This window comes from Actinomyces israelii DSM 43320, from assembly GCF_000711965.1.
In the GTDB taxonomy this organism is placed as follows: domain Bacteria; phylum Actinomycetota; class Actinomycetes; order Actinomycetales; family Actinomycetaceae; genus Actinomyces; species Actinomyces israelii.
In genome coordinates this window covers 35,879-51,973 of record NZ_JONS01000005.1, presented here as the reverse complement: position 1 = coordinate 51,973, position 16,095 = coordinate 35,879, and the positions used below count along the sequence as shown (strand labels likewise).

The following is a 16,095-nucleotide window of genomic DNA, read 5'->3' as shown; positions in this document are numbered from 1 at the left end:
CGGTCGGGCGTAAGATCAGGTCCCGTTCGGGCACCAGGGTGTCCGAACGGGCAAGACGGTCGAGGGGGTGCGCATGAATGTCGAGCAGCGCCAGCAGGCGATTGTCGACGCCGTCACCCGTGACGGGCGCGTCTCGGTCACCGAGCTCGCCGCCCGCTACGACGTCACCGTCGAGACCGTCCGCCGCGACCTGACCGCGCTCGACCGGCTCGGGGCGCTGCGCAAGGTCCACGGCGGCGCGGTGCCCGCCACCGTCCTGGCCCTGCCCGAGACCGGCGTCGCCGAACGCGAGCTCGTCGGCTCCACCGTCAAGCAGGCGATCGCCCAGGCGGCCCTGCCGCACCTCCGCCTGCGCGAGGGCACTACCGTCCTGCTCGACGCCGGCACCACCGTCGGAGCCCTCGCCCGGCGCCTCCCCGGCGGGCTCGACCTCGCCGTCATCACCGACTCCGTGCTCACCGCGGCGCTCCTGGCCGGGCGCAGCGACCTGACCGTGCGCATCCTGGGGGGCCAGGTGCGCGGCATCACCCAGGCCGCCGTCGGGCCCGAGGCCCTCGAGACGCTCGCCGCCACCCGCGTCGACGTCGCCGTCATGGGCGCCAACGGCCTGACCGCTGAGCACGGCCTGTCCACCCCCGACCCCGACGAGGCCGCCGTCAAGCGCGCCATGATCCGCGCCGCCAAGCACGCCGTCGTGCTGGCCGACGCCACCAAGATCGGCCAGGAGCACCTCGTGTCCTTCGCCGACCTGGCCGACATCGACCTGCTGGTCACCGACTCGCCACTGCCCACCGCTATCGCCACTGCTCTCACTGCCCTAGGAAGCGAGGTCGTCACCCCATGATCGTCACCCTCACCCCCAACCCGTCCCTGGACCGCACCGTCAGCCTGCCCGGCCCACTGGTCCGCGGCGGCGTCAACCGCCTGGGCGGTGTCGTCGTCGAGCCCGGGGGCAAGGGCGTCAATGTCGCCCGCGTCCTGGTCTCCGCGGGACAGCCGGCCGCCGCCGTCCTGCCCGCCGCCGCCCACGACCCGCTCCTGCTCGCCCTGGAGGCCGCCGCCGCGGCCCCCTCCACCGGCTCCGCCGTCCTGAGCACGCACGCGGTGACCGTGGCCGCGCCCGCCCGCATCAACACCGCGGTCACCGAGCCCGACGGCACCACCACCAAGCTCAACGAGCCCGGCGCCGCGCTGAGCCCGGAGGAGATCGACGCCGTGGAGTCGGCGCTCCTGGAGGCGGCGACGGCCGCGGCCGCCGGCGAGGGCGCCCGCCACTGGGCGGTCCTGTCCGGCTCCCTGCCGCCCGGGGTGCCCGCCGACTGGTACGCCCGCCTCGTGCGCCTCCTGCGCGGGTCCGCCCCCGGCCTGCGCATCGCCGTCGACACCTCGGACGAGCCCCTGGCCGCGCTCGCCGCAGGCCTGCCCGAGTCCGCCCCCGACCTGGTCAAGCCCAACGGCGAGGAGCTCGGCCAGCTCGTCGGCCTGCCCGCCGACCGCGCCATGGCCCTGGAGGAGGGGGCCGCGCACGGGGACCTCACCCCCGTCGCCGAAGCCGCCCGCATCCTGATCGACCTGGGACTCGGCGCCGTCATGGCCACCCTCGGCCCCGCCGGGGCGGTCCTGGTGACCGGCGGAGGCGCCTGGCACGCCACCGCGCCCAAGGTGCCGGTCGCCTCCACGGTGGGCGCGGGGGACTCCTCCGTCGCCGGCTACGTGCTGGCCGACGTCCGCGGCGGCGACGAGCCCGAGCGGCTGAGGACCGCCATGGCCTACGGCTCCGCGGCGGCCTCTCTGCCCGGTACGACCCTGCCCACACCCGGCGACCTGCCCGAGCAGGAGGTCGTCGTCACCCGGCTCGCCTGAGAGCCCAGCCCCTGACCAGCCGGCGCCCCGGCTCTTGAGCCCGCGCCCCGACCCATGACCCGCTGACGCGCCACCCGGCCCCAGCATCCATCGGACAACGAGGAAGCAACATGCCCCCTAACGCAGCGCCCTCCGAGGCGTCCACACCCCTGATCACTCCCGAGCTCGTGCGGCTCGACGCCCTTCCCGGCTCCACCAAGAAGGACGTCATCGAGTTCCTGGCCCAGGTCGTCGCCTCCGCGGGGCGCGCCGACACCACCGAGGGTCTGGCCGGCGACGCCCTCGCCCGCGAGGCGACCGCCCCGACCGGCATCCCCGGCGGCATCGCCATCCCGCACTGCCGCAGCCCGCACGTGCTCGCACCCTCCCTCGGCTTCGCCCGCCTGGCCGAGGCCGTGGACTTCGGCGCCGCCGACGAGCAGGCCGCGGACCTGGTCTTCATGATCGCCGCTCCCGCCGGGGCGGACGACTTCCACCTCCAGCTCCTGGCCAAGCTCGCGCGCGGCCTGATGGACCCCGAGTTCACCGACGCCCTGCGCAAGGCCACCACGCCCGAGGACGTCGCCCGCATCGTCACCGAGCAGGTTGAGCCCGAGCCCGCCGACGCCGGTAAGGCCGCCGAGCCCGCGGCCGAGGCGCAGGCCCCCGACCTGTCGGCGGACGGCACCGTCATCGTGGGCGTCTCCTCGTGCCCCACCGGCATCGCCCACACCTACATGGCCGCCGAGGCCCTGGAGCAGGCGGGCAAGGAGCGCGGCGTCACGGTGAGCATCGAGGGGCAGGGCTCAGGCAAGATCGACTGGCTCGACCCCGCCCTCATCAAGCGCGCCGACGCCGTCGTCTTCGCCCACGACCTGCCGGTCAAGGGGCGCGACCGCTTCGCAGGCAAGCCCATGGTCGACGTCGGGGTCAAGGCGGCCGTCAACGACGCCGGGGCGCTCATCGACCAGGCGCTGGCGGCCATGAAGGATCCCGACGCCGTGCGCGTGCCCGCCGGCGGGGAGGCAGCCGACGACGCCGAGGAGGAGAACGTCCACTGGGCCCGGCGCCTCCAGCGCTCGGTCATGACCGGCGTGTCCTACATGATCCCCTTCGTGGCGGCCGGCGGTCTGCTCATCGCGCTCGGGTTCCTGTTCGGAGGCTACGACATCACCGCCACCGCCAAGAACATTGTGGTCGGCGACCCCGACAAGGGCATTCTCGCCACCAGCCTGTGGAACCTGCCGGATCTGTCCAACGAGAACTACGCTGCCGGCCACGCGTTGTTCGGCTCCTCGCTCATGGCCTATATCGGCGCCGTTCTGTTCCTGCTGGGGAACACGGGCATGGGCCTGCTCGTCCCGGCGCTGGCCGGCTACACCGCCTTCGGCCTGGCTGGGCGCCCTGGCATTGCCCCTGGTTTCATTATGGGGCTGGTGGCTATCGCCACGAACTCGGGCTTCATCGGAGGTCTCATCGGAGGCATTCTCGCCGGCTACATGGCTGCCTGGCTCGCCGGACTGAACGCGCCGCGCTGGCTGCGCAGCCTCATGCCCGTGGTCATTATCCCGCTGTGCACCACAGCCGTGGCCGGCTCGATCATGTACATGCTGCTGGGCAAGCCGCTGGCCTCCTTCATGAGTTGGCTCACCCAGTCCCTGACCACCATGGCCGACAACGGCGCCGGCGTCTTCCTGGGCGTCATCCTGGGCCTCATGATGTGCTTCGACCTGGGCGGTCCGGTCAACAAGGCCGCCTACCTCTTCGGCACCGCCGGCCTGGCCGCGGCTTCCGCTGACAACACCGCCCCTTACGAGATTATGGCGGCCGTTATGGCCGCAGGCATGGTTCCGCCCATCGCCCTGGCGCTGGCCACCACGATCCGCCCGAAGCTGTTCACCGACGTCGAGCGTGACAACGGCCGCGCCGCCTGGCTGCTGGGCGCCTCCTTCATCTCCGAGGGCGCCATCCCCTTCGCCGCGGCCGACCCGCTGCGCATCATCCCGCCCGCCATGGTGGGCGGCGCGGTGACCGGGGCGCTGTCCATGGCCATGCACGCCGGGTCCAGGGCCCCGCACGGCGGCATCTTCGTGTTCTTCGCCATGGACAACTTCTTGGGGTTCGTCGTCGCGATCATTGTCGGCGCGCTCATCACCTGCGCCGGCGTGCTGGCGCTCAAGCAGCTGGCCGCGAACAAGAAGGCCGCCGCCGAGGTCGCCGTCGCCTGAGACGGCCGGGTCGCGGCCGTCCCTCGGGGCCGTCGCGACCGCCCAAGGCCGCCGGGCCGCGCGCCCGCTGAGGCCGCGCCCAACGCGCCCGCTCACCCGCCCGGGTGCGAGGATCCGCTCCTCGCACCCGGGCGGCTGCACGTGGTGATGCAGAGTGGAACCGACCAGCGCAATTGCTCAGAGGGGTTGGCGGTTGCGGCTGCGGTGAGTGCTGCTTGGCCGTGATACCTCATCACTGCTATTAGTTGGTAAGTCAGGGATGTTCCTGGTGGGTGCGCGGGAAGGGGTCTTGCGCCCATAGCTGACGCCGTCTACACTCTCTGCGAATCCTCAGAGGAATTGGGGGAGTGAGTGAGCCAGAGCCGTGTCGACGCCGCCGTCGAGGAGCTGCTGCGCCGCATTGTCGACGGCACCTACCCGGCCGGCGCCGCCCTGCCCGGGGAGGGCGCCCTCGCCTCCGACCTGTCCGTTTCGCGCCTGACCGCCCGCGAGGCCACCCGCGTCCTGGCCACCCGCGGCGTCCTGTCCGCGCGCCAGGGCTCGGGCACCTACGTCAACGAACCCGCCGCCTGGCAGGACCTGGGCAGCCTGGCCGCCCTCGCCCGCCGCAACGGGTCCGAGCGCGAGGTCGGCCTGGCGCTGCTCGAGGTGCGCCGCATGCTGGAGGTCGGCTCCGCCGGGCTCGCCGCCGCGCGCATCACCGCCGACCGGCTCCGGGCCATGGAGGCCGCCATCGCCGCGCTGCGCCGGGCGGACGCCGACGACGACGTCGACGCCGCGGTCGCCGCGGACCTCGACTTCCACGACCACATTATCCGGGCCGCATCCAACCCCTTCATCGGCGTCACCTTCGCCCCGCTGCGCGACGAGCTCGTCGTGGCGCGCCGCGTCACCTCCGCCCACCACGAGGTGCGCGCCCACGCCGTCGTCCAGCACGAGCGCATCCTGACGGCGCTGCGCCTGGGGTCCCCCGACGCCGCCAAGGCGGCCATGCGCGCCCACATGGACCAGACCACCAACGACCTGCTGGAGTACACCGCCTGAACCCGCACCGACCGCCACCCGCCCGGCCGCCGTCCCGCCGACGCGCCCGCGGCCGCCCCGGCCCGCCCAACCGCCACAATCCCCGCAACCGCGGCGAGAAGCCGCACGACAACCGCATTGACGTCACAAAGGAGTGCACCCATGAAGACCCTGGACGAGCTCACGGCCGGCCTGCCCGCCGGCCCCGCCGTCGACCCGGCCGGTGTGGCCGCCGCCCTGAACCGGACCCTCGTCGTCCTGGACGACGACCCCACCGGCACCCAGTCCGTCGCCGACCTGCCCGTCGTCACCGGCTGGAGCGTGGAGGACCTGACCTGGGCCCTGTCCACCGGCGCGCCGGCCGTCTACGTCATGACGAACTCCCGCAGCCTGGATCCCACGGACGCCGAGCGGGTCAACGTCGAGGTCGTCACCAACGCCCTGGCCGCCGCCGAGCGCGCCGGTGCCCGCGTCGCCTTCGTCTCCCGCTCCGACTCCACCCTGCGCGGCCACTACCCCCTCGAGCCCGCCACCATCGCCGACCTCCTGGAGCGGGCCGGCACCCGCGTGGACGGCATCATCCTGTCCCCGGCCTTCCCCGACGCCGGCCGCCTCACCGTCCACGGCACGCACTACGCGGGCGGCCCCGCCGACGGCTTCGTCCCCGTCGGCCGCACCGAGTTCGCCGGCGACAAGACCTTCGGCTACAGCGCCTCGTTCCTGCCCGCATGGGTCGAGGAGAAGACCGCAGGCGCCGTTGGTGCCGCCGACGTCGCCGTCATCGACCTGGCCACCCTGCGCACCGACGAGGACGCCGTCGTCGCCGCCCTGTCGGCGGCCCGGGACCGCGCCCCCATCGCCGTGGACTGCGTGGAGGAGAACGACCTGCTCCTGCTGGCCCGCGCGCTCCAGCGCGCCGAGGACGCCGGGGCGACCTTCGTCTACCGCGTCGGCCCGCCCTTCGTGCGCGCCCGCATCGGCCAGGCCCCCCGCGCGCCCCTGAGCGCCGCCGAGGCCCGGCCCGCCGACTTCGCCCCCGACTCCGACGCCGCCGGCGGGCTGGTCGTCGTCGGCTCCCACGTGGGGCTCACCGGCCGCCAGGTCGACGCCCTGCGCGCCGCGACCGCCACCCCCGAGGTCGTCCTGGACGTGCCCGCCGTGCTCGACCCGGCCCGGCGCGACGCCCACGTGCTCGCCGTCGCCGAGCGGGCCGCCGGGGCGCTGAGGTCCGGCAACGTCGTCGTACGCCGCGGCGGCGCCTTCGTGGCCGGCCGGGACGCCGAGGAGTCCCTCGACTTCGCCCGGCGCGTGTCGGCCGCCGTCGTCGAGGTCGTCCAGCGGGTCGTCGCCGCGCGCTGCCCCCGCTTCGTCATCGCCAAGGGCGGCATCACCTCCTCCGACGTCGCCGGCCGCGGCCTGGGCATCAACCGGGCCCTCGTGCGCGGCCCCATGCTGCCCGGCATCGTCTCCCTGTGGGAGCCGCAGGACGGGCCCGCCGCCGGCGTGCCCTACATCGTCTTCGCCGGCAACGTCGGCGACGACGACTCCCTCGCCCGGGTCGTGGCCACCCTCAACGGCTGAGCGCGCCCGACCGACCGCGGCGCCCGCGGGCGCCGGGACACCCAACCCACCGGGCCCCACCGGCCCGGCCGATCAAAGGAGATCATGATGACCACCACCATCGCCGTCCTCGGACTGGGCGCCATGGGACTGCCCATGGCCGAGAACCTGTCCAGGGGCTTCACCGTCCGCGGCTTCGACATCACCGCTGAGCGCCTGGCCGCCGCCGAGCGCGCCGGCATCGCCCCGGCCGCGAGCGCCGCCGACGCCGTCGGCGGGGCCGACGTCGTCCTGGTTGCCGTGCGCGACCAGGCCCAGCTCGAGACCCTCCTGTTCGGCCGGGACGGCATCGCCGCGCACATGGCGCCCGGCGCCGTCGTCCTGCTGACCTCCACCGTCGGCGGCGCCGGCGTGAGGGCCGTGGCCGCCCGCCTGGCCGAGGCGGGCCTGAGGCTCGTGGACGCCCCCGTCTCCGGCGGCCCGGTGCGGGCGGGCGAGGGCGACCTGCTCGTCGTCGTCGGCGCCGACGACGACGCCTGGGCGGCGGCCGAGGACGTCCTGGACGCCATGGCCTCCACCCTGGTGCGCGTGGGCGACGCGCCCGGCGACGGCCAGGCCATGAAGACCGTCAACCAGCTCCTGTGCGGCGTCCACATCGCCGCCGCCGGAGAGGCCCTCGCCCTGGCCCGGGCCCTCGGCCTGGACGCCGAGACCGCCCTCGAGGCCCTCATGGCCGGTGCCGCCTCCTCCTTCATGCTGGGCGACCGCGGCCCGCGCATGCTCCAGGCCTACGGCCCCGGAGGCGCCGACGACGTCGAGGTGCGCTCCGCCCTCAGCATCTTCGTCAAGGACATGGGCATCGTCACCGCCGCCGCCAAGGGCGCCGGGCTGTCCACCCCCGTGGCCGCGGCCGCCGAGCAGCTCTACCTCCAGGGCGCCACCCGCGGCCTGGGGGCCTGCGACGACTCCAGCGTCATCACCGTCGTCGCCCCCGAGAAGGGCTGAGGGCGCCCATGTCCGCCACCGTCCTTCTTCTCCTCGCGGCGGGAGCGATCGCCGTCCTGCTGGTTCTGGTCATCCGGGCCAGGATGAGCGCCTTCGTGTCCATGATCCTGGTCTCCATGGTGCTCGCCCTGGCCGCCCGCATCCCGGTGGGCGACGTCGTCCAGACCATGATCGACGGCATGGGCAAGACCCTGGGCACCGTCGCCATCATCGTGGGCCTGGGCGCCATGCTCGGACGCGCCATCGAGGCCGCCGGCGGCGCCGAGACCCTCGCCGACCGCTTCACGAGGATCCTCGGGCGCCACCGCGTCATCGCGGCGGTCACCGCGGCCTCCTTCATCCTGGGCATCCCGATCTTCTTCGACGTCGGCTTCATCATCCTGGCGCCCATCGTCTTCGGCTTCGCGCACATCGCCAGGATCAGCCCGCTCAAGATCGGGCTTCCCGTGGCCGCCACCCTGCTGACCCTCCACGTGGTCATCCCGCCCCACCCCGGGCCGGTCGCCTCCGCGGCCACTCTCGGCGTGGACGTCGGGCTGCTCACGATCATCGCCCTGCCCGTGTGCGCGGTGGTGGCCGTCGCCGCCTTCTACGCCTCGCGGCTGTTCAAGGTCGACTCCATCGTGCTCGAGGGCAGCCCCCTGGGCTCGGCGCAGGAGAGCGCCGAGTCCGCCTACCGGCCCGGCGGCGTGATCGCCAGGCCGCACGCCACCGGGCCGGGCACGGTCGTCTTCCTCATCGTCGAGCCGATCGCCCAGATCATGCTGGGGACCGTCGGGCAGCTGGTCACCGAGGAGGGCGCCGCCGCCCACGCCGTCCTGGGCTTCCTCGGGTCCTCCACGACGGCGCTGCTCACCGCCGTGCTCCTGGCCTATGTCATTATCGGGCATCAGCAGGGCTGGAACCTCGAGCAGCGCGGGAAGGTCCTGGACTCGGCGCTGCCGGACGTGGCCACGATCGTGTTCGTCACCGGCGCCGGGGGCGTCTTCGCCGCCGTGCTCGTGGCCAGCGGCATCGGCAACGCCCTGGCCCAGGCCCTCGCCGGCATCCACATGCCGATCATTGTCACCGCCTTCGTCATCTCGCTGGCGCTGCGCGCCTCCCAGGGGTCGGCGACTGTGGCGATCCTGACCACCGGCGGGCTGCTCGCCGACGCCATCGCCGCCGGCGGGTACTCCGCGGTCCAGGTCGTCCTCATCCAGATGGCGATCGGCTTCGGTGCGCTGGGCCTGTCCCACATCAGCGACTCGGGGTTCTGGATCGTCACCAAGTACATGGGCCTGTCGGTCAAGGACGGCCTGAAGACGTGGACGGCCCTGTCCACCATCGCGGGGCTGGTGGGGTTCGCCCTCACCGGCGCCCTGTGGCTCGTCGTCTGAGTCTGCGGGGCCGGGGAGCGTGCCGCCCGCCGTGCGGTGCCAGCCGTCCGGTGTTGCGCAGCTCGCCTGCCGGCTGGCGGCTGGCGGCAGCCGATCGCCGCCGCTTGGTGCCGCCGCCCGTCTGCCGGCCGGCGGCAGCCGATCGAGGGCAGGCCGGTCATGGCGCCGGGCGCGAGGGCGCTGATGGCGTTGCGACCGGCTGGGCGGGCGTCCACCCGCGCTCCAGCGCGGGTCGGGTCGGATGGGTGTCCATCAGAATGACATTGACCGGCCAAGACGCCGAAGCGCGAATGGAGAACCGCATGATTGCAAGGATTCCTCCGAGGTGTACGGGACCGGGGCACTCTAATGTCATTCTGGCGGACACCCGCCCCCGGAGGCCCGTCCCACGCGCGGCCTTGGCTCTGCACCCCGCGCGCGGTTGGGGCCGATCCAGATGCACCCGGCCCCTCAGCGGGATCAGTCCCACACCTCGCGCGCGGTTGGGGCCGAGTGGGAGGGTGCGCGGGCGGGGTTGCACATGGGAGGGGAAGGCTTTCGCGGGGCGGGTGCGGTGTTTCGTTGAGATTCTGCGGTTCTTCGGGGTTCGTCAAGATGAGCTGCCGCGCTCCCATGTGCGCGCAGGGGGGTCTGTGCACATGGGAGCGCGGCAGCTCATCTTGACGGGTAGTCGAAAACGGCGGAATCATGCGGAAAGGTCGCACTCGCCCCGGCGGGCTCCTCTTCTCCCATGTGCGGTCCCCTCCTCTCGGCCGGATCGTCGCACGCCGCCGGCGCCGGCCTCCGGCCCCAGCGGCATCCGCGACAGGGCCCAGGTGATCCCGGGGGCGCCGGCCGGGGCGGGCGGGGAGCCTCAACGTCAACGGAAGTTCGTCACGTCAACGTGCCTTTCTCCCATCCTTCTGGGGGTAGACCTCAGAAGGATGGGAGAAAGGCACGTTGACGTTGGGAAGGTACGTTCACGTTCCGGTGCGCCAGGCGGGTGCCCGGGCGCTGCGCCTGCTCACGGTCCCGGCGCCCGTCCCGGCCCGCGCCCGAGACGGGTGCGGGCGGATCGACTCAAGACCCACGCTCCTCATGCAATTCCTGCCGTGCCCCGAGGCGGGCGCAGGCGGATTGCGGCGCCCGGCGGGCTCCTCGAACCGATCTCTGCGCGGAAGTGAACCGATCTCGGCGAGGGGGCGCCGTCGCGTCTCGCCGGGCCGTCGCAGGCTTGCGCGCCGAGGGGCCGCCGGGTCGCAGCACGCCGTCGCCGTTGCGGGCGTCTCCCGCGGCCGCTCCTCCACACCTGGGAAGATCCCGGCCCGGCGGGCCGCGTGTGGAAGACTGATCGGGTGAGCCTCGGCGACAGCACCCTGACCACCATCCGCCCCGCCCCGCCCGACGCCGTCACATCGCCCCGGCGGGCCGCCCCGGCAGGCCGCCTGGCCGAGCTCGAGCCCAGCCCGGCCGAGGAGTGCGGCGTCTTCGGCGTGTGGGCCCCCGGCGAGGAGGTCTCCCGCCTGGCCTACTTCGGGCTCTACGCCCTCCAGCACCGCGGACAGGAGGCCGCCGGCATCGCCTCCACCGAGGGCTCCCACATCCTGGTCTACAAGGACCTCGGCCTGGTCTCCCAGGTCTTCGACGACCGCACCCTGTCCTCCCTGACCGGGCACCTCGCCGTCGGGCACGTCCGCTACGCCACCACCGGGGCCACCACCTGGGAGAACGCCCAGCCCATGCTCGGGCCGGTCGCCGGCTCCACCCTGGCTCTGACCCACAACGGCAACCTCACCAACACCCGCGAGCTCATGGAGGCGGTGCGCGCCACCAGCGGCGAGGACCTCAGCGGCGAGCTCGGTCGCGGCTCCTCGACGGACACCGCCGTTATTGCCGCGCTCATGAACCTCGTCTCCGAGCGCGGACGCCTCGCGGCCCGGGAAGCCGGTGTCGGCGCCGCTGCCGGCGGCCCGCCTGACGACCCCGACGCCGACCTCTACCTCGACGACCCCGACGACCCCGGCCGCCGCGGCGCGCACCCCGTCGGGGAGGCCCGGCCCGCCCCGCTGACCGTCCCCCAGGCGGCCCGCCGCGTCCTGCCCATGCTGCGCGGCGCCTTCTCCCTGGTGTTCATGGACGAGCACACCCTGTACGCCGCCCGGGACCCCCACGGCGTGCGCCCCCTGGTCCTGGGGCGCTTGGAGCGCGGCTGGGTCGTGGCCTCGGAGACCGCGGCCCTCGACATCGTCGGAGCGAGCCCGGTGCGCGAGATCGAGCCCGGCGAGATGATCGAGATCGACGCCGACGGCGTGCGCTCGACCCGCTTCGCCCGGCCGCGCCGCTCGGGCTGCGTCTTCGAGTACGTCTACCTGGCCCGTCCCGACACCAAGATCGCCGGCCGGTCCGTCATCGCCTCCCGCAACGCCATGGGGGAGGCACTGGCCCGAGAGCACCCGGTCGAGGCGGACCTGGTCATTGCCACCCCTGAGTCCGGCACGCCCGCCGCCATCGGCTACGCCCAGGCCTCCGGCATCCCCTACGGCCAGGGACTGGTCAAGAACGCCTACGTCGGGCGCACCTTCATCCAGCCCACCCAGACCCTGCGCCAGCTCGGCATCCGTCTCAAGCTCAACCCCGTGCGCGAGGTCATCGCCGGCAAGCGGCTCGTCGTCGTCGACGACTCCATCGTGCGGGGCAACACCCAGAGGGCCCTGGTGCGCATGCTGCGGGAGGCCGGCGCCGCCGAGATCCACATCCGCATCTCCTCCCCGCCGGTGCTGTGGCCGTGCTTCTACGGCATCGACTTCGCCACCCGCGCCGAGCTCATCGCCACCTCCATGAGCGTGGAGCAGATCCGCGAGTCCATCGGCGCCGACTCCCTCGGCTATCTGTCCGTCGGCGGCATGGTCGAGGCCACTGGGCAGCCGCGCAGCCAGCTGTGCACCGCCTGCTTCACCGGCGACTACCCCATCCCCCCGCCCGCCGAGGGGGCGGTGCCGGGGACGCTGCCCGTCTCCCGGGTGCCCGCCGTCTACCGTCGCCGCGCCGACGACGCCGGGGAGCCGGTCTTCGCGCCCATCCCCCCGGACCGGATCACCCGCCCCGACCTGACCGCGAGCGCGTCTCCCGCCCCCCGGCCGGCCCCGGCGCGTCCGGGCGCCGCGCCCACCGGGCCTGCCGCGCCCATAGCACCCGCTGCAACCGACCCCGCCGAAGGAGCCAGCCGATGAGCCCCCGCCCCCAGCCCGCCGCCGCCGACGTCGTCCCGGCCGCCGGGACCACCTACGCCGCCGCCGGGGTTGACACCGCCGCCGGCGACCGCGCCGTCGAGCTCATGAAGGCCTCCGTGGCCGCCACCATGACGCCGGCCGTGGTCGGGGGAGTCGGCGGCTTCGCCGGCCTGGTCGACGTCTCCTCCCTGCGCGGGGCCCGCCGCCCCCTGCTGGCCGCCTCCACCGACGGCGTGGGCACCAAGGTCGCCATCGCCCGGGCCCTCGACGTCCACGACACCATCGGCCAGGACCTGGTCGGCATGGTCGTCGACGACATTGTCGTGGTCGGCGCCCGCCCCCTGCTCATGACCGACTACATCGCGTGCGGGCGCGTCGTCCCCGAGCGCATCGCCGACATCGTGCGCGGCGTGGCCGCCGCCTGCGCCTCCGTCGGCACGCCCCTGCTGGGCGGGGAGACCGCCGAGCACCCCGGCCTCATGGACCCGGACGAGTACGACCTCGCCGGCGCCGCCACCGGGGTCGTCGAGGCCGACCGGGTGCTGGGGCCCGAGCGCGTGCGCCCCGGCGACGTCCTGATCGCCATGGCCTCCTCGGGCCTGCACTCCAACGGCTACTCCCTGGTGCGGCGCGTGGTCGCCGACGCCGACTGGGGCCTGGAGCGGACCGTGCCCGAGCTCGGCCGCACCCTGGGCGAGGAGCTGCTCGAGCCGACCCGCCTGTATACCAAGGCCTGCCTGGCCATGCTCGGGGCGCTCGGCCCGGACGCGGCGCCCTCGCCGCTCCACGCGCTGTCCCACGTCACCGGCGGGGGTCTGGCCGCGAACCTCGCCCGGGTCCTGCCCGCCGACCTGGTCGCCGACGTCGACCGCTCCGGCTGGATCGTCCCGCCTGTCTTCGACCTCGTGCGGCGGCTCGGCTCCGTCCCGTGGGACGACCTGGAGGGCACCCTCAACCTGGGGGTGGGCATGGTCGCCGTCGTCGATCCGGAGTGGGCCGACGCCGTCCTGGGCGTGGCGCAGGCGGCCGATATCCCCGCCTGGGTGCTCGGCGGCGTCCACGAGGCGCAGAGCTACGGGCCGCGGGGCCGGCTGGTGGCCGGCACCAAGGGCGTGGACGGCGGCGCCGTGGACGTCTTCGGGAGCTACCGCACCGCCTGAGCGCGGCGGAGCGTGCTCGGCGTTGAGGGAGCCCGGGCGGGCTCGGCGTCAGAAGCGCCTGGGCACGGAGATGGAGACGGGGTCAGCCCCCAGGAGCAGGGCGGCCGCGCGCGCCAGAGCCGCCTGGCGCCGCGCGGCTGAGGCGTCTGCCGCCGAGGCGCCGCCGCCGTCCTCCGCGGGCGGGAAGATGCCGCCCTCGAGCAGGGTGAGCCCGGCCGCGAGAATGACCTCGACGCTGCCGTGCGGGTCGGGCGTGCTCAGCTCGCCGGCCGCGACGCCCTCCTCGACCACGCGGGTGAGGATGGGGACCAGGCGCGCGTAGCCCTCGGTCATGGACAGGACGTGGAACCGCAGGTTTCCGCTCGAACGGAGCTGCTGGGCGAGCTCGATGTCCTCCTCGGGTGCGCGCGCCGCGGCCACGGCCGCCAGGAAGCGCTCCGGCGCGGGCCCCGGCGCGCTCGCGGCGCGGGCCGCGCGCTCGGCGATCGCGTCCGAGGCGCGCACGACGATCGCGTCGAGGATCGACTCCTTGCCGGGGAAGTGGTGGTAGAGCGTGCCCTTGGCGATGCCGACGGCGTCCAGGATGTCCTCGATCGTGGTGGCGTCGTAGCCCTTGGCGAGGAAGAGGCGGTGGGCGGCGTCGAGGATCTGCGCCTGCCGGACCGGGGCGCTCAGGTGCTGTGGGGCCATGCGAATCTCCAAACTAAAACCGACTGCCGGTCGGCCCTGGTGCCGAGTATGCGCCCGCCCGTCGCGCGCTGCAAGAGGGGCGGGCGCAAAAAAAAGGGGGTCGGCAGGCGCAGCGCCTGCCGACCCCTCCGTGTCAACCCCGGGTCAACTCCGACGGCCTGGCCCCGCCCCGCTGACGTCCGAACCATCCGAGTCGTCCCAGTCGTCATCGTCGACCGCGTACTTGGCGGCCAGCTGCTCGTAGTCGACCTCGTCGTCGGACTCGGTGCCCGACGACCGGGAGACGAGCTCTCGCTCGAGTGCCGCGTAGTCGGTCGCCGGGCTGAAGTACTTGAGCTTACGGGCGACCTTGGTCGCCTTGGCCTTCTGACGGCCGCGCCCCATAGGCTCGACCCCCTCCAACAATCTCTGGGCGCGCACATGGACGCGCTTCACTTGGGCAAATGTGTCGTGGCCCAACCGTACAACGAGCGCACGTGTCAGCACCATTCGGCACCGCCCCTGCGGCCGTGGCACCGCCCACGCGGCGGGCGTCACGTTCCTCGGGGAAAGCCCCGCCGACGCGGCCGGATCCGGACGGCTCCCCGGGCTCTCCCCGCCGGTGCCGAGCGCCTGGCGGGCCTCAGCGCCGCAGCATCCGGCCGACGACCAGCGACACGGCGAGCGCCCCGCCGGCCGCCGCGGCCAGCTGCCTGATCGCCTCGGAGTCGCCTGCACGCGCGTCCTCGACGGTCCGCCGGGTGCGGTCGCGCAGGCTGGTGGCGGCGGCCTCGGCGCGGTCGCGCAGGCCGGTGGTGGCGGCCTCGGCGCGGTCGCGCAGGTCCTCCCCGGCCAGGCGCGCCCGGGTCCGCGGGTCCACCCGCGCCGCCAGCTCGTCCACGCCGGCCGCCAGCGTCTCGCGCTGGGCCCGCAGCCTCGCCTCGATGTCCTCGGGGCCCTCGAGCGCCCGCGCGGCGGTCCGCCCGCTCACCGGCGCACCGCCTTGACGACGGCGACCGCGCTGAGCCCCGCCAGCACGGCGACGGCGCCGGTCACGATGGCGAGCGAGACGGGCTCGCCGTCGCGGGCGTCGTCGACCAGTTGAGCCAGCCGGTTGCGGACCGAGGCGGGGGAGATCCTCGCAGTCGCGGCCCTCAGGTACGCGCAGCCTATGGGGCAGGAGCCGGCGGGCGCCTCGCGCACCAGCGGGTCGTCCCTCACCAGGCCGGCGCGCGCCTTGAGACGGGCCGCGCTGATTCCGGCCCGCCTGCGCCACTCGGCGGCGGTACCCTGGACCGTCCGGTGCGCCACCGACTTCAGCGCCTCGGGCGCCATGACGGCGGCCAGCGCCTCGACGTCGTCGACCAGCTGGGCGCGCTGCGCGGCCAGCGCGGCCTCAATGGCCTCGGGGGACCGGGCGGGGGGCCGCTGCCCCGGCTGCGTCACCTGCTTCGGGCTCACCGCCGACCGCCCTTCTCCAGGCCGGAGGCGACCGCCTTCTTGACGGCGTCGACGTCCTCGTGCAGCCGCACCTGCGGCTCGGGCAGGTCGGCCCTGGCCGCCTTCAGCCGGTCCCTGCCCGGCAGCGCCGCCGCCACGGCCGCGGCGAACAGGGCGACGGCGACAATGAGCTTGGCCGCCCACGCCGGCATCACCAGGGCCAGCAGGTCGACGACGGCGCCCAGCAGGAAGCCGAGGCCGAACAGGGCGGTGACGGCGGCGGCCACCAGGAGGGCCGCACCCGCGCCCGCGGCGCTCGCCACGCGCAGGGCCTTGGCCTTGGTCAGCTCGATCTCGCCCTTGATCAGGCCCGAGACGTTCTCGGAGATGCGGCTGATCAGCTCGCCGATCGTGGGCTGATCGGGGCGGCGCGCCGCCGATGCGAGCGGCGTGCGGGGTGGTTGTGGCTGTTGGGTCATAGGATCGACCTTCATCCGGTGCGGGTGCTCGCGGCGGCGAGCGTCGTGTGTGAATCTACCGTGCACAGAATCTCACACGGCGGGCGTCGGCGGGGTACCGC

General features: G+C 74.2%; 14 protein-coding genes. 9 read left to right on the top strand and 5 right to left on the bottom strand.

Annotation, left to right across the window (positions count from 1 at the left end; translation table 11 throughout):
* The first annotated feature begins 73 nt into the window (after positions 1-73).
* The 9 genes from O145_RS03575 (at position 74) to purM (ending at position 13,406) form a co-directional block, all read left to right on the top strand.
* A complete protein-coding gene (locus O145_RS03575; RefSeq protein WP_043559884.1) occupies positions 74-844 on the top strand; it encodes a DeoR/GlpR family DNA-binding transcription regulator in 771 nt (256 codons plus the stop codon).
* A complete protein-coding gene (locus O145_RS03570) occupies positions 841-1,863 on the top strand; it encodes a 1-phosphofructokinase family hexose kinase (protein ID WP_043559881.1) in 1,023 nt (340 codons plus the stop codon). Before O145_RS03575 ends, O145_RS03570 begins: the two co-directional genes overlap by 4 nt.
* A gap of 110 nt (positions 1,864-1,973) precedes the next feature.
* The gene (locus O145_RS03565; RefSeq protein ID WP_043559879.1) at positions 1,974-4,070 is read left to right on the top strand and encodes a PTS fructose transporter subunit IIABC; all 2,097 of its coding nucleotides are present in this window, start codon (positions 1,974-1,976) and stop codon (positions 4,068-4,070) included.
* Positions 4,071-4,421: 351 nt separating this feature from the next.
* A complete protein-coding gene (locus O145_RS03560) occupies positions 4,422-5,114 on the top strand; it encodes a FadR/GntR family transcriptional regulator (protein WP_043559876.1) in 693 nt (230 codons plus the stop codon).
* Positions 5,115-5,255: 141 nt separating this feature from the next.
* Positions 5,256-6,674 carry a four-carbon acid sugar kinase family protein gene (locus tag O145_RS03555; protein ID WP_043559874.1) on the top strand — a complete coding sequence of 473 codons (1,419 nt, stop codon included), beginning with the start codon at positions 5,256-5,258 and terminating at the stop codon, positions 6,672-6,674.
* Between the two features lie 87 nt (positions 6,675-6,761).
* The gene (locus O145_RS03550; RefSeq protein WP_043559872.1) at positions 6,762-7,658 is read left to right on the top strand and encodes an NAD(P)-dependent oxidoreductase; all 897 of its coding nucleotides are present in this window, start codon (positions 6,762-6,764) and stop codon (positions 7,656-7,658) included.
* 8 nt (positions 7,659-7,666) lie between these two features.
* The gene (locus O145_RS03545) at positions 7,667-9,037 is read left to right on the top strand and encodes a GntP family transporter (RefSeq protein ID WP_043559870.1); all 1,371 of its coding nucleotides are present in this window, start codon (positions 7,667-7,669) and stop codon (positions 9,035-9,037) included.
* Positions 9,038-10,371: 1,334 nt separating this feature from the next.
* Entirely contained in the window at positions 10,372-12,246 is a 1,875-nt protein-coding gene (gene purF / locus O145_RS03540; RefSeq protein WP_043559868.1) for an amidophosphoribosyltransferase, read from the top strand.
* A complete protein-coding gene (gene purM, locus O145_RS03535) occupies positions 12,243-13,406 on the top strand; it encodes a phosphoribosylformylglycinamidine cyclo-ligase (RefSeq protein WP_043559866.1) in 1,164 nt (387 codons plus the stop codon). Before purF ends, purM begins: the two co-directional genes overlap by 4 nt.
* 48 nt (positions 13,407-13,454) lie before the next feature.
* Here the strand turns inward: purM and O145_RS03530 are convergent, their stop codons facing one another.
* From O145_RS03530 to O145_RS03510, 5 genes are all read right to left on the bottom strand, one after another.
* Positions 13,455-14,096 (bottom strand): TetR/AcrR family transcriptional regulator, encoded by a 642-nt coding sequence (locus tag O145_RS03530; RefSeq protein WP_043559864.1) that lies wholly within the window; start codon positions 14,094-14,096, stop codon positions 13,455-13,457.
* A gap of 144 nt (positions 14,097-14,240) precedes the next feature.
* The gene (locus O145_RS03525) at positions 14,241-14,480 is read right to left on the bottom strand and encodes a DUF3073 domain-containing protein (protein WP_043559862.1); all 240 of its coding nucleotides are present in this window, start codon (positions 14,478-14,480) and stop codon (positions 14,241-14,243) included.
* A 238-nt stretch (positions 14,481-14,718) separates the two neighbouring features.
* Positions 14,719-15,066: a DUF3618 domain-containing protein gene (locus O145_RS03520; RefSeq protein ID WP_043559861.1), complete on the bottom strand. Its 348-nt coding sequence runs from the start codon at positions 15,064-15,066 to the stop codon at positions 14,719-14,721.
* Complete coding sequence (locus tag O145_RS03515) at positions 15,063-15,536, bottom strand: hypothetical protein (RefSeq protein WP_043559858.1); 474 nt, start codon at positions 15,534-15,536, stop codon at positions 15,063-15,065. Before O145_RS03515 ends, O145_RS03520 begins: the two co-directional genes overlap by 4 nt.
* Complete coding sequence (locus O145_RS03510) at positions 15,533-15,994, bottom strand: phage holin family protein (protein ID WP_043559856.1); 462 nt, start codon at positions 15,992-15,994, stop codon at positions 15,533-15,535. Before O145_RS03510 ends, O145_RS03515 begins: the two co-directional genes overlap by 4 nt.
* Between the last annotated feature and the right edge of the window lie 101 nt (positions 15,995-16,095).

Excerpts from the sequence above, each read along its gene's own strand:
- O145_RS03575 (WP_043559884.1), top strand. The coding sequence starts at position 74 with ATGAATGTCGAGCAGCGCCAGCAGGCGATTGTCGACGCCGTCACCCGT.
- O145_RS03570 (WP_043559881.1), top strand. The coding sequence starts at position 841 with ATGATCGTCACCCTCACCCCCAACCCGTCCCTGGACCGCACCGTCAGC.
- O145_RS03565 (WP_043559879.1), top strand. The coding sequence starts at position 1,974 with ATGCCCCCTAACGCAGCGCCCTCCGAGGCGTCCACACCCCTGATCACT.
- O145_RS03555 (WP_043559874.1), top strand. The coding sequence starts at position 5,256 with ATGAAGACCCTGGACGAGCTCACGGCCGGCCTGCCCGCCGGCCCCGCC.
- O145_RS03550 (WP_043559872.1), top strand. The coding sequence starts at position 6,762 with ATGACCACCACCATCGCCGTCCTCGGACTGGGCGCCATGGGACTGCCC.
- O145_RS03545 (WP_043559870.1), top strand. The coding sequence starts at position 7,667 with ATGTCCGCCACCGTCCTTCTTCTCCTCGCGGCGGGAGCGATCGCCGTC.
- purM (WP_043559866.1), top strand. The coding sequence starts at position 12,243 with ATGAGCCCCCGCCCCCAGCCCGCCGCCGCCGACGTCGTCCCGGCCGCC.
- O145_RS03530 (WP_043559864.1), bottom strand. The coding sequence starts at position 14,096 with ATGGCCCCACAGCACCTGAGCGCCCCGGTCCGGCAGGCGCAGATCCTC.
- O145_RS03525 (WP_043559862.1), bottom strand. The coding sequence starts at position 14,480 with ATGGGGCGCGGCCGTCAGAAGGCCAAGGCGACCAAGGTCGCCCGTAAG.
- O145_RS03510 (WP_043559856.1), bottom strand. The coding sequence starts at position 15,994 with ATGACCCAACAGCCACAACCACCCCGCACGCCGCTCGCATCGGCGGCG.